Source organism: Pedobacter sp. GW460-11-11-14-TSB4 (assembly GCF_059423705.1).
On record NZ_JBWKYI010000042.1, the window covers coordinates 15,123 to 28,403 of the forward strand.

The 13,281-nt window shown below is 40.1% G+C and carries 10 protein-coding genes; 3 read left to right on the plus strand and 7 right to left on the minus strand.

Translation table 11 applies throughout. The features are described 5' to 3' along the window. The 3 genes from AC07YT_RS23850 to AC07YT_RS23860 all read left to right on the plus strand — a co-directional run bounded on the left by AC07YT_RS23850 (nucleotide 1) and on the right by AC07YT_RS23860 (nucleotide 5,346). Nucleotides 1-1,068, plus strand: coding sequence for an efflux RND transporter periplasmic adaptor subunit (locus tag AC07YT_RS23850; protein WP_086548986.1), 1,068 nt, complete (start codon nucleotides 1-3; stop codon nucleotides 1,066-1,068). Between the two features lie 105 nt (nucleotides 1,069-1,173). Further along, nucleotides 1,174-4,368, plus strand: a complete 3,195-nt coding sequence (locus tag AC07YT_RS23855) for an efflux RND transporter permease subunit (RefSeq protein WP_086548985.1) — start codon at nucleotides 1,174-1,176, stop codon at nucleotides 4,366-4,368. 174 nt (nucleotides 4,369-4,542) lie between these two features. Further along, nucleotides 4,543-5,346 carry a hypothetical protein gene (locus tag AC07YT_RS23860; RefSeq protein WP_086548984.1) on the plus strand — a complete coding sequence of 268 codons (804 nt, stop codon included), beginning with the start codon at nucleotides 4,543-4,545 and terminating at the stop codon, nucleotides 5,344-5,346. A gap of 494 nt (nucleotides 5,347-5,840) precedes the next feature. Here the strand turns inward: AC07YT_RS23860 and AC07YT_RS23865 are convergent, their stop codons facing one another. From AC07YT_RS23865 to AC07YT_RS23895, 7 genes are all read right to left on the minus strand, one after another. Further along, entirely contained in the window at nucleotides 5,841-7,046 is a 1,206-nt protein-coding gene (locus tag AC07YT_RS23865; protein ID WP_086548983.1) for an MFS transporter, read from the minus strand. Nucleotides 7,047-7,156: 110 nt separating this feature from the next. Then, entirely contained in the window at nucleotides 7,157-7,810 is a 654-nt protein-coding gene (locus AC07YT_RS23870) for a TenA family protein (RefSeq protein WP_086548982.1), read from the minus strand. After that, on the minus strand, nucleotides 7,807-8,640 hold the full coding sequence (thiD, locus tag AC07YT_RS23875; RefSeq protein WP_494945559.1) for a bifunctional hydroxymethylpyrimidine kinase/phosphomethylpyrimidine kinase: 834 nt from the start codon (nucleotides 8,638-8,640) through the stop codon (nucleotides 7,807-7,809). The genes AC07YT_RS23870 and thiD overlap by 4 nt, the downstream gene beginning before the upstream one ends. Nucleotides 8,641-8,926: 286 nt before the next feature. Beyond that, nucleotides 8,927-9,064, minus strand: coding sequence for a hypothetical protein (locus AC07YT_RS23880; RefSeq protein WP_494945560.1), 138 nt, complete (start codon nucleotides 9,062-9,064; stop codon nucleotides 8,927-8,929). Between the two features lie 68 nt (nucleotides 9,065-9,132). Next, nucleotides 9,133-10,665, minus strand: coding sequence for a choice-of-anchor I family protein (locus tag AC07YT_RS23885; protein ID WP_086548981.1), 1,533 nt, complete (start codon nucleotides 10,663-10,665; stop codon nucleotides 9,133-9,135). Nucleotides 10,666-11,065: 400 nt separating this feature from the next. Then, a complete protein-coding gene (lpdA, locus tag AC07YT_RS23890) occupies nucleotides 11,066-12,472 on the minus strand; it encodes a dihydrolipoyl dehydrogenase (RefSeq protein ID WP_086548980.1) in 1,407 nt (468 codons plus the stop codon). A gap of 340 nt (nucleotides 12,473-12,812) precedes the next feature. Further along, complete coding sequence (locus tag AC07YT_RS23895) at nucleotides 12,813-13,211, minus strand: hypothetical protein (protein WP_086548979.1); 399 nt, start codon at nucleotides 13,209-13,211, stop codon at nucleotides 12,813-12,815. Between the last annotated feature and the right edge of the window lie 70 nt (nucleotides 13,212-13,281).

Below are 13,281 nucleotides of genomic sequence, written 5' to 3' on the forward strand. Positions count from 1 at the left end.
ATGAAAAGAGTAATTACCATCATTATCGTAGTTGTTGTTGCCCTTGGTGCAATAGCTTATGTTTTAAGCAACAATAAAAAGAAGAACGAAGAAAAAACTGCTTTCATTGCTAAAGGTGGTGGCGCTGTTGCCGTTCGTGTTGCTCAAGTAGAGAGAAAAGCTGTGAATTTAGATTTCAGTGCAAACGGAAACTTTATTCCTAAACAAGAACTTAACTTCTTATCAGAAAATGCAGGTCGTGTTACGGCTATTTATGTTGATGAGGGTGACCGTGTAAGCAAAGGGCAGGTTTTAGCCCGTGTTGATGCCGAAATTATCAATACCGACAGAGAAACTGCTGAGGCTAACTACCAGAATGCAGTAAGAGATGAGGCCAGATACCAAAGCTCATTCTCAACTGGTGGTGTTACTCAACAACAGTTAGATCAGGCTAAACTGGCTACAAGAAATGCAAAACTTCGCTTACAGGCTTCGCAAAGAAGATTAAGTGATGCTAATATAAAATCACCTATTAACGGTATCGTAAACAAAAGATATATCGAAGTGGGTGCCTTTGTAAATACGCAGGGTACACAGTTATTCGAATTGGTTGATGTTTCTAAATTAAAACTAAAAGTAAATGTGAACGAATCGCAGGTGGCCAATCTTAAAATCGGCGATCAGATCGACATCAAATCTTCGGTTTTCCCAACGGATAATTTCTCCGGAAAAGTAACTTTCATCGCTGCCAAAGCCGATGCAACTTTAAACTTCCCGATCGAAATTGAAGTAGAGAACAGTCAAAAAAACACTTTAAAAGCCGGTATGTACGGAACTGCCATATTTAAATTCCCTAAACAGGCGCCAAGCATCCTTATTCCACGTACATCATTTGTAGGTAGTGTAAGCAGCAACCAGGTTTTTGTATTGGATAAAGCTAACAATACGTCTAAAACCCGCAATGTGGTAGCTGGCCGTATTTTAGGAGACAATGTTGAAATTCTTGATGGCTTAAAAGAAGGTGAAACTGTAATCACCAGCGGACAGATTAACTTAACTGAAGGTACTGCCGTTAGTATCGTAAAATAGTCCGGTTGGCTGTTTTCAGTTTACAGTTTGTCACCCTGAGCTTATTTGCACTGAGCGAGTCGAAGTGAAGGGCCAATATTTACGCAAAACGCAATACTAATTAAAATGAAGATAACAGATATATCTATAAAAAGGCCTTCGCTGGTTATTGTGGTGTTTACCGCACTGACCCTGCTTGGGCTACTAAGTTACTTTTCGTTGGGTTATGAATTACTTCCAAAATTCTCTAACAACGTAGTATCTATTTCGACCATCTACCCTGGTGCTTCACCAAACGAGGTTGAAAATACCGTAACCAAAAAGATTGAGGATGCGGTATCATCGATGGAAAACATCAAGAAAATAAACTCTGTATCGTTTGAGAGTTTATCTACGGTTACCATCACCTTAACTGATGCAGCAAACATCGATATTTCCTTAAATGATGCACAAAGAAAGGTAAATGCCATTCTTTCTGATCTGCCTGAGGATGTAAAAACACCATCATTGAGTAAATTCTCTCTGGATGATTTACCTGTAATTACCATGTCGGCATCGGCCAATATGGATGATATTACCTTTTACGATTTAATTGATAAACGTATTGCGCCGGTAATTTCGAGGGTAAGTGGTATTGCACAGGTAAACCTGGTTGGTGGTTCGGAACGCGAAATTCAGGTTTCGTTAAATGCTGATAAATTACAAGGTTATAACCTTTCTGTTCCACAGGTACAGCAATTAATTTTAAGCTCTAACTTAGATTTCCCTACAGGAAGTGTTAAAACCCAAAACCAGGATGTATTGATCCGTTTATCGGGTAAATACAGAAGCATGGAAGAGTTGAGAAACCTGGTTTTAACGACCACTAAAGATGGGGCTCAAATCCGTTTAGGTGATGTGGCCGACGTTCAGGATTCGCAAAAAGAAACCGAAAAACTGGCACGTATCGATCGTAAAGCGTCTATTGCTATTCAGATCATTAAACAAAGTGATGCGAATGCGGTAGAAGTGAGTAAAGGTGTACATGCCATTATTGCCAAATTAAAAACTGAATACGCAGCAAATAAATTAGACATCAGAATTGTTAACGATAGTTCAATCTTTACCTTAGAATCAGCTGATGCGGTAATCCACGATTTAATCCTGGCGGTTATCCTCGTGGCTTTCGTAATGCTTTTCTTCCTGCACAGTTTACGTAACGCGTTAATTGTAATGGTATCGATTCCGGTTTCATTAATCGCTACCTTTATCGGAATCAGCTTATTTGGTTTTACCTTAAACTTAATGTCGTTATTGGGACTATCACTCGTGGTAGGTATCCTGGTGGATGATGCGATTGTGGTACTGGAAAATATCCAGCGTCACATGGAAATGGGTAAAAACAAGGTAAGGGCAGCATCTGATGCGACAAGAGAGATCGGTTTTACGGTTGTATCCATTACCTTCGTAATTGTGGTGGTGTTCTTCCCGATTGCGGTAAGTACAGGTTTGGTTTCGAACATTCTACGTCAGTTCTGCATCGTGGTAATTATAGCTACCCTACTTTCATTAGTGGCTTCATTTACCATTGTACCATTGATCTTCTCTCGTTTCGGTAAGTTAGAACGTATTGAAGGTAAAAACCTGTTCGGCCGTTTCATTCTTTGGTTCGAAAAACAGTTAAAGAAATTTACCCTTTGGATTACCAGTATTTTAACATGGTCGTTAAACCACAAAGCCTTAACATTAATTATTGTTGTGGTGATGTTCTTTAGCTCATGTGGATTATTAGTAGGTGGTTTTATCGGATCGGAGTTCTTCCCTAAATCAGATAAAGGGGAGTTCCTGGTGCAGTTAGAGTTACCAAAAGATGCTTCTTTAGAGCAAACCAACTTCTTAACGCAAAAAGCAGAAGCTTTCTTAGATAAACAACCAGAAATTACACAATTAATTACTACTGTTGGACAATCGACCGGTGATTTTGGTGGAACACAGGCTACTGCTTATAAATCGGAGATCAACGTGAAGCTTGTTGAACGCGATCAGCGTGAAGGTGTTTCTTCTGATATTTTCGCCACGAAAATGAGCCGTGCTTTGGCTAAAGAATTAATTGGGGCAAAAGTAAAAACCGTTCCGATCAGTATTTTGGGTATTGCAGAAAACGCACCAATCCAGTTGGTGGTAATGGGTTCTGATTTAGATAGTGCCCTAAAATATGCCGAAGGTGCGCAAAAAGTACTTGCCGCTATCCCGGGTGCAACAGAGATTAAATTATCGGTAGAAAAAGGAACTCCTGAGATCAACGTTCAGGTAGACCGCGATAAGATGTCGGCTGTTGGCCTAACTTTACAAACCGTAGGTTCTACCATGCAAACGGCCTTTGCGGGTAATACCGATGGTAAATACCGTAAAGGGGAGTACGAGTATGATATCAATATTCAGTATCAAAACTTTAACCGCCAGAACATTGATGACGTTCGAAACCTGATTTTTGTAAATAGCGATGGTAAACAGATTAAGTTATCACAGTTTGCAACCATTACTGAAGGTTCAGGCCCGAGTCAGTTAGAGCGTTTAAATAAATCTACTTCGGTATCCGTTAAGGCCCAGTCAATTGGTAGACCAACAGGAACTGTGGTTGCTGAGTTCCAGGCAAAACTAGAAGAGCTGCAAAAAAATGGCAAACTTAAAGCCCCAATTGGCGTAAGTTATAGCTGGGCGGGTGATCAGGAGAACCAGAGTGAAGGTTTTGGTACTTTAGGTATCGCTTTACTGGCTTCGATCATATTGGTTTATCTGATTATGGTTGCGCTTTACGATAGTTTTATCTATCCGTTAGTGGTAATGTTCTCGCTGCCTTTAGCGGTAATCGGCGCATTGTTAGCCTTAGCTTTAACCAATAACTCAATCGGTATCTTCACCATTTTAGGTTTAATCATGTTAATGGGTCTGGTAGCGAAAAACGCGATTATCCTGGTCGATTTTACCAACCACTTAAAGGCTGAAGGTAAAGAAACCAAGGAAGCGCTTGTTTTGGCCAACCACGCACGTTTACGACCAATCTTAATGACCACCATCGCCATGGTATTCGGTATGCTTCCAATTGCGCTGGCAAGTGGTGCAGGTGCCGAATGGAAAAATGGTTTGGCCTGGGTTATCGTAGGTGGATTAACCAGTTCATTATTCTTAACCTTAATTGTGGTACCGGTAGTGTACTTAATGTTCGATAGAATGTTAGAGCGCCTTGGTTTCAACAAAAAAGGAAAAACCATCGATGAGTTAATGGTGGAACCATATGATCACAAAGATGTTAACGAATACGATTTAGATCACGGACATTAATAAACATCCAGATTAACAATCAATTTAGCCCCGACCCCAAATCGGGGCTTTTTTATGGCCTTTCAAAGAAGTCAAGTTTTAAAAACTTGACTTCTTGTCATTTGTTTCATGCCCAGATAATTATACAATGTTGTCTTCAAACAAATTATGCAGCAACATTGTATATTAGGCATTATGTTTAAATTCATTTTTAGCCTGTTCCTCATTTGTTCCACCCTTTTGGTTAAAGCACAACACCCGCCAGTTTTCCCTGCAATGACTTCCGATTCGGTATTCGTTAAGGTGGCAAATCTGAATATTACACTGGTAAAGTACAGTTACAAACCCAATGGCATTAAGTTTTTAGTCGTTCACGACAATGAAGATACTGGTGTGAAAGCAGGTTTTGATTATATCCGCTGGAGCGGCGGCGAGCTCATCGACAGTCAGTATGGTAGCGTTAGAGACTATTATTTCACCTATATGGATGATCAATATCGTATAGACCCCAACGCCATTTACACTGAAGTAGGCGTAAAAACAAGGTTAAAAAAAGATCTTTTCAGCTCAAACGAAGTTGAAAAAGCAATCCTTAACGCGGGCAAACAGATCGTTGATTTTTACAATCCAAAAGCGACCGGTTATTTTTTAACACTACATAACAATGCCGATGGTGGCTTCGGTATTTCCTCTTATTTGCCCGGTTACGATTTAGCCAGCACGGCCGACTCCGTTTATATCAACTTCCAGATGGATGGCGATGATCTTGTTTACGTCACCGAGCCAAGGTTATTCAGCAGTTTAAAAAAGGCGAATGTAAATGTAATTCTTCAATCTAAATTTGTTTCCAACGATGGTTCGCTTTCGGTTTATGCCATGCAAAATAACATTCCTTATATTAATGTAGAGGTACAGCATGGGCATCAGGACGAAAACTTAAGGTTAATCGAGCTGGCTATTGCAGCCCTGAAAGAACATGGATTGGTGAAGAAAGAGTAGAATACAAGTAATAAGCGAACTCCGTAGCAATGAGTGCGTTTCAAATGACAGCAGTGTTTTAAAATTAGGAAATGATTGGCCTGTGGTTCTTGGAGGCTGGAAGTCCCGCTTTACGCTTTACTCCGTTGCACTTCGTGTCCGCTCCAATCGGGTTTACGAACAAAGGTTTGCGCTCCATTTTACCCTACAAATGAAATGTTGCTCTGGCCACGTAGCCCCGGTTGAAACATTACCCTGCAGCAACGAGGAACGAGGCAGCGAAGCGTAAAAGTGTAAAACGGGAAGAAACTTTTTGTAATGTACAGGTATTGCGCTCCAAACGAAAAGTAGTGTTTTGAAATTAGGAAATGATTAGCCTGTGGTTCTTGAAGGCTGAAAGTTCCGCTTTATGCTTTACTCCGCTGCACTTCGTGTTCCCGCCAATTGAATTTACGAACAAGGGTTTGTGCACCAAATGAAAGAATATTTCACTTATTGCTTATCCTCGTTAACACCTAATTTATTGCTTTTATTTTTGTGATCAGGAAAGTAATCAGCAAACCAAAAACAGAAATAATCCCGAAAGAATAACGCAGGCTTGATAGTTGCGATACATAGCCTATTAATGGCGGGCCAAATAAAAATGCAAAATAACCAATGCTCGAAACCATGGTGATGGCTTTACCAGCGGGCACTTTTTTATTGTTACCTGCTATGCTGTATACCATTGGCACGATACTCGAAACACCCAGACCAATAAGCATAAAGCCAAAAATGGCGACGATGATATTTGGAAATATGACGGCAAGCGCCATCCCTATTGATATAATGGCACCACTAATTTGCAGGAGATTTTTCCGCCCGAATTTACCGATTAAAAACACCCCTAAAAACCTGCCACTGGCCATCATAAACATAAACGATGCATAACCAATAATGGCCTTATTATGCGGTAATTTCACAACATCTTCGAAATAAATAGCGCTCCAATCGAACATGGTGCCTTCGGTGGCCATGCTACAAAAGGCAATAACACCCAGCAACACTAAAATACCCTGCGGCATGGTAAAAAACTTGGTCTTCTCCACCACGGCATCTGGTTTTTTATAGTTCAGTAACTTTTTCCGGTTAAAGGCAACATTGCTTAAGGATAGCAGTGCAATAATCCAAAAATGGCTATACATACCTAATTTTAGGTTAACCAGTCCGAGCGCAATTAAAGCCCCGGTTAAATTACCAATACTCCAGGCCCCATGGAAAGAACTCATAATCGGTTTGCCGTAATAATTCTCACCTGCAACACCCTGCGTATTTAAAGCGATGTTACAAAGGTTACCAGTTATACCAAACAGCACTAAAAAAGCAGCCAACTGCCAACCGGTTGTGGCAAGTGCTAAAAAAGTTAATGCAATTGCATAAAGCGGTGCAGTTGCCACAAGCATTTTCTTACTACCAAAATGAGTGGTCAGTTTTGCCGAAAAAAACATTGTAATAATCTGCCCTGCGGGCAATGCAAAAAGAATGGAACCTAATTCTGCATCGTTCAGGCCCATCGACGCCTTAAAAGTTGGTATCCTGCTGGCCCAACTGGCAAAACAAACCCCTTGCATAAAGTAAAAGGCAGATATGGCGAAACGTACTTGTTTTGGAGAGCTTTGCGCTAATACAGGTTTATCTTCTTGTTTACTTAAAATGCCCTGTTCTTGCCTGCTTTCTTCCAAAGTGATGTTTTAAATTATAAAATGAACTACAAAGTTCTTTAAATCTATTGGAAATACCGACAGGTTTTTAACATTTTATCAAAATATTTACAGCTCGCCTGGTTAAAATCTTAGATTTTCCATTTTTCCAGTCCATAAGCGCTATCCCAAAACATCCATTCTAAACGGGTTGCCATATCAAAAGCCTCCAGCATTTTTTGTTTAGTGGCTGCATTAGCCTGCGCTGCCAGTTGATCGGCAATATCAATCGCTTTTTCTACTGCAGCAGCAAATTCGACACCTGCATACATATCGATCCACCTTTTGTAAGGATTCTGATCGCCATTTTGCTGTGCAAAAATATGGTCGCCCACTGCCTTATAAATCCAGAAACAGGGCAAAACAGCCGCTACTGCAATTTCTACATTGGCATAGGCAGCCTGACTAAGGATATAACTGGTGTACAACAGTGTAGATGGAGTCGGCTGCACTTGGTTAGCTAAACCAAATTCTACAAAATAACTTTCGTGCAAACTACGCTCGGCAAAAATTGCACCTGTAGAAAATCTGGCAAAGGCCATCACCAAATCTGCATCCTGCATACGGCTACTAATGGTGCTTAAGGTTCGGCCAAACTCCAACAAGTAGTAGGCATCCTGTGCCAGATAAAAGATAAACTTTTCTGTAGGCAAGCTGCCATTGCTTAATTCTATATTGAAAGACATTGCTAAAATCCTGGCATAAACGGGTTTTACGCGTTCCCATGCCTGTTCGCTCCATTTCATTGGATAATTAGTTTTAAAGGTTCGAAAAAATGATTTAATGGCCCGTTGCCCCTACCCGTTTTTACTTCGCTACCTGTTTGTAAGGCCTGGCTGATATAACCTTTTGCATTTTTAATCGCGGCTAATAAACTGCTGCCCTTAGCCATTTCTGCAGCGATGGCCGAAGAAAGTGTACAACCTGTTCCATGTAGATTTTTAGAAGCAATAAATGCACTTTCTAATATCACAGGTGCCTCCTTTCCGGCCATAAAAACATCGTAAATGATTGGCCCGATTAAATGTCCTCCTTTTATCAAAACGGCTTTTGCCCCTTTTTCAATAATTTTTCTGCCCGCAGCAATCATGTCCTCGAGGTTATGGATTTCTTGCCCGGAAAGGATAATGGCCTCATCGATATTCGGGGTAACCAGTGTGACCAAGGGGAACAATTTTTTAACCAATTGGGTAACCGTATCAGCTTCGATCAACCGATCGCCACTGGTGGCTACCATAACCGGATCTAAAATAACGGGAACATACTGATTATAGGTTTTTAATTCCTTTTCGATAACCTGAACCACTTCGGCACGATTAATCATTCCGATTTTAATGGCAACAGGTACTATATCCTCTAAAACCGCCTGTAACTGATCTTTGATGATTCCTGCCGGAATGCCATGCACGGATCGCACGCCCATTGTGTTTTGTGCGGTTACTGCCGTAATTACTGAAGTACCGAAGCAACCCAAAGCAGAAAAGGTTTTTAAATCGGCCTGAATACCTGCACCACCTCCACTATCGGAGCCTGCTATGGTTAATACGTTGATATAATTCATTGCGAAAGACTTCATTTTGTTGTATAACTTCAGGAGTCTTCAAATGCAGTATGCATTTTTACGCAATTTTTGCAGACAAACTAATTTCCTACGCCGGCATTATCCGGATCAGGTTCATTTATACGGCATAGGGTGTAAGGTTTAGGGCATATGGTTTTTCACCTTCCGCCTTTTACCTTTTACCTTTCACCTATAAAATGGGTATATTCTCAGCCGACTTATTTGAAGGCACCCCTAAAGTTTTATTATGTACCGCAATATAGGGCTTAATCTTGAGAAAATAAAAGTATACATTCATGCGTTAATCGTCATCTCGACTGTAGCGCAGTCCCGAACTTTCGGGAGAGAGATCTTCTAAAGAAGATGGTGTATCGCCTTTTGTAGATTTCTCCATTTCGCCACCGATGAAAACCGGCGGCTCCAGTCGAAATGACGACAAGAGAAAAAACAAAAAACCCCGATATAAAACCGGGGTTAAAACATAATAATTAATAAAGGATAGCGCGACTATATTTTATCGGGCTGATAGAACCGAACAGTACCATCTGCCTCGTTTGACACAATTAACAAACTTCTCCCATTCGGGCTATCTTTTGGTTTAACAAGCAGTAAACCTTCAGGCGCATCACCTGTTGAGAAAAGCTGAACAAATTTTGGTGTCGCTGGGGTAGATACATCATAAACCGCAATCATATCTACACGTTCCATCCCAATAAAGGCTAAGGTTAGTCCGTTAACCTGCGCAACAGTAACGCCCTCTACTTCTACACCTTTATTGTCAGAACGATCGTCGTCGTATTTACCTGCATCAATTACCCTTTGCTCTAAATCTTTACCAATATTGGCCACCAGGGCACCTGTGTTGGCATTGATGATGCTTAAACTTCTTCCGCCGGTTGCATATAAGTCATCGTAATCGCCGTCGCCATCTATATCGCCAAAGGCTTTGCTTACGGTTAACCTTCCCAGGTTTTCGTCTAATTTAAGGGTAGCTGCATTTGGAAATTTAGCAGCATCAAGCGTTAAGCTTTTTACACGAACTTCCTCATCATAACCTTTCCAGGCTCTGGTATCTCCCTCATTAGCCAGGGCTAAATAAGCATTACCACCTGTGCTGAAATATGAAATGGCATCTGGAAGATAGAAAGCCTTGATGGGCCAGGTACCTAAAACTTTTTTATTGTCTTTATCGCTTACATCAAAAGCATTTTCGGCCAAACTGATGTCTCTAGTACCCAATGGATTAATTTTGGTGATGCTTCCTGCAACGATGTCTACTTCGGCAACACCATTATTTTCCTGTAGGGTTACATATGCTTTTTTAGAATCAGCACTTACGGCAATGTATTCGGGTTCGATATCCTGCGTAAAACTTGCATTTAAGCCATAAATTCTGAAACCACCTGCAAGCAGTGTTGCTTTTTGTGATTCGAAAGCCGAAAAATCCAATGTTTTAACCGAATAATTGTCTTTGATATTGATGATTGAAATGGTTCCTTTTGGATCAACAGTATAAGCATCATTCGGTTCGCCTTCGTTAGCTGATAAAATATAGTTTCCATCAGGGCTAAAAGTGACCATATCGGGCATGGCACCTACTGTGATTTTTTTTACTTCTGCTAAAGTTGATGTTTTTAATACCACTACATCGCCATTTCCCTGTGGATCTGCACCATTTAAGGCGATTGCCAGTAAACCATTATTAACTGCTACGCTGTTAATGCCCGCATTACCGGCAAAGGTTAAAGTTTGCAATTTGGTAAGGGTTGGGTATTTGCTCATATCAACTACGTCAACTTTGGTAGCCCCATCATTGCTTACTACAAATAGTCTTTTTGTTAAGGGATCGTAAGCAGAAATTTCTGAAGCAAATTCTCCACCTAAATCAATAGAAGCGGTTTCTTTAAAGCTGTCGATTTTTTCAGGAACGATGGCTTCCACCGGAGGATCTACAATCGGATCATCAGTTGGATCTTTTTTGCAGGCAGTAAATGCCAATGAAGCAATCAGGATTGCGCCAAATAGTTTTTTACAGTTCATGGTTTTTTAATATCTGAACCGCAAAAATAGCCGCATACAACGCTATTTTTTAGGCGCTAATTGTTATCATTTTATTAAGAAAATATAAAGAGAATAAAATAAAGTCTTGTGGGCAAACAATGCAGATCTTCACTCAATTGGAGGTTTCAAGAAAAGAAATGTCATTGTTAAAGAGTTGTCAACTTTAATAACCAGTTTGCTAGAAAGTTGACAACTCTAAAATTAAAAAAGCCGACAATTTCTTATCGGCTTTAGATTTTTGCATGAGGGATAGCAGTGTAAATCCTTTTGTGGTTAGCTGAAAGCACAACAAAAGATTGAAACGTATAGCCCGACCCTTGCGCAGCTTGGGGCATGCCCAAATATTTAACTTTAATTAATCGACAGTAACATCGATCAATTAAATATGTATCGCTCTGTTATCAGTTGCAGCAAGTGCCGCTTCTTTTAAGGCTTCAGTATAAGTTGGGTGTGCATGGCAGGTACGTGCAATATCTTCTGCAGATGCACGGAATTCCATAGCAATAACGGCTTCGGCAATCATGTCTGCAGCGCGTGGGCCAATCATATGTACACCTAAAACTTCATCAGTAGCGGCATCGGCCAAAACTTTAATGAAACCATCTGTATCCATACTTGCTTTTGCACGTCCGCTGGCTTTGAAAGGGAATGAACCTGCTTTATATTTAACTCCTTTTTCTTTTAACTGCTCTTCGGTTAAACCAACAGAAGCAACCTCTGGCCAGGTGTAAACCACACCAGGGATTAAATTATAATTGATATGTGGTTTCTGACCTGCAATTGTTTCGGCAACATAAGTACCTTCATCTTCTGCTTTGTGTGCCAGCATCGCACCGGTAATTACATCACCAATGGCATAAACACCTTTAACTGAAGTTTCTAAATGTTCGTTAACCGGGATTTTTTTGCCTCTTTCTTCAACAGTGATACCGATTTTATCTAAACCTAAACCTTCGCTATAAGCCGTACGACCAACAGCAACAATACAATAATCGGCTTCTAAAGAAATGGATTCGCCTTTAGGGGTATCAGCTGTAACGGTTACGGTTTTACCTTTAGTAGTAGCGCCGGTAACTTTGTGGCCCATGTAAAACTCCATGCCTAAAGTTTTCTTTAACACACGTTGAAGTTCTTTACCTAAACCAGCATCCATCGTACCAATAATAGATGGTAAAAATTCTACAACAGATACTTTTGTACCTAAACGGGCGTATACCGAACCTAACTCTAAACCAATTACACCACCACCAATAACGACCATCGTTTTTGGCACTTCTTTAATATTTAAAGCCTCAGTTGAGGTAATAATGCGTTTTTTATCGATTGGTAAAAATGGTAAAGCTGTTGGTTTAGAACCTGTAGCAATGATTACATTTTTAGCAGATAACGTTTCTGTAGAACCATCGGCTTTAGTAACCAGGATGGTATTTTTATCTACAAAAGAGCCAACACCTTCGAAAGAATCGATTTTGTTTTTCTTGAATAAATAAGTGATACCTGCTGTATTTTGAGCAACAACATCGTCTTTACGGGCGATCATTTGTTTCATATCAACCTTTAAATCTTTTAAGTTGATACCGTGGGTAGTGAATGTGTGAGCAGCGTTGTGAAAATGCTCTGAAGAATCTAATAAAGCCTTAGATGGGATACAACCTACATTTAAGCAAGTACCGCCAAAAGTTTTATATTTTTCGACAACTGCAGTTTTTAAACCTAACTGAGCACAACGGATTGCGCCTACATAACCGCCCGGCCCTGAACCGATAACAACGACATCGTATTGCATAATTTTTTGAGAATTTTGATTAGCCAAATGTAGGGAAAAAAGGCGGAAAGCTGAAAGTCGATTAGGGAATAGAAATCAGTTTCTTAGTCATTGGTTTATCAGTTGTTGCGCTTGCCAATAGCTGATGGTTCAATAGATCAAATATTGAAGGTGAATAGGCTAATGCGGTAAAAGTTCAAAAGTCCATAGGTTGAGGAGCGTATGAAAACATTTTACTTTAATGATAAAATGTTTTGACCTAATCCAAACAAGCCCAATGGACTAATGAACGAGACTCAGAGAAGAGTTTTCAGTTAGCAGTTGGTAATTTTCAACTATGAATGACCAACTAATGAACCAACTACAAGCCTAACGATGCTGATGCGCTTAAGATTGCTCCGCTAGAGGTACCTTCTCTTTTTAATTCGCCATCTACATAAATCTGTGCTTTTAAAGTAGAATTTGCATTGGCACCCATGGCATTTGCAGCAATGTTTATAGAAATGGTTCCGGCTGGTACGGTAATTTCCTGGCTTGTCCAGGTGGTTCCGCTAAGGCTTGTTGCTGTAGTAATTTGGCTATCATAGCCGTAAACTACAGTACTAATGTTGCTACCTGCCGAAGCTTCGAGTTTAAAAACAACCTTGTGTGAAGATTTTGAAGGCAACTCTCCCTCAACTTTTTTACACGACATTAAACCCGTAATTAATACTAAGGCAAAAAAAGAAAGTACAAATGTTTTAATTTTGATGTTTTTCATAATTAGATTTAAAAAAATAGAACTACAAATAAACAAATGAGCATTTTGCTTTACAATAACCATATAATAC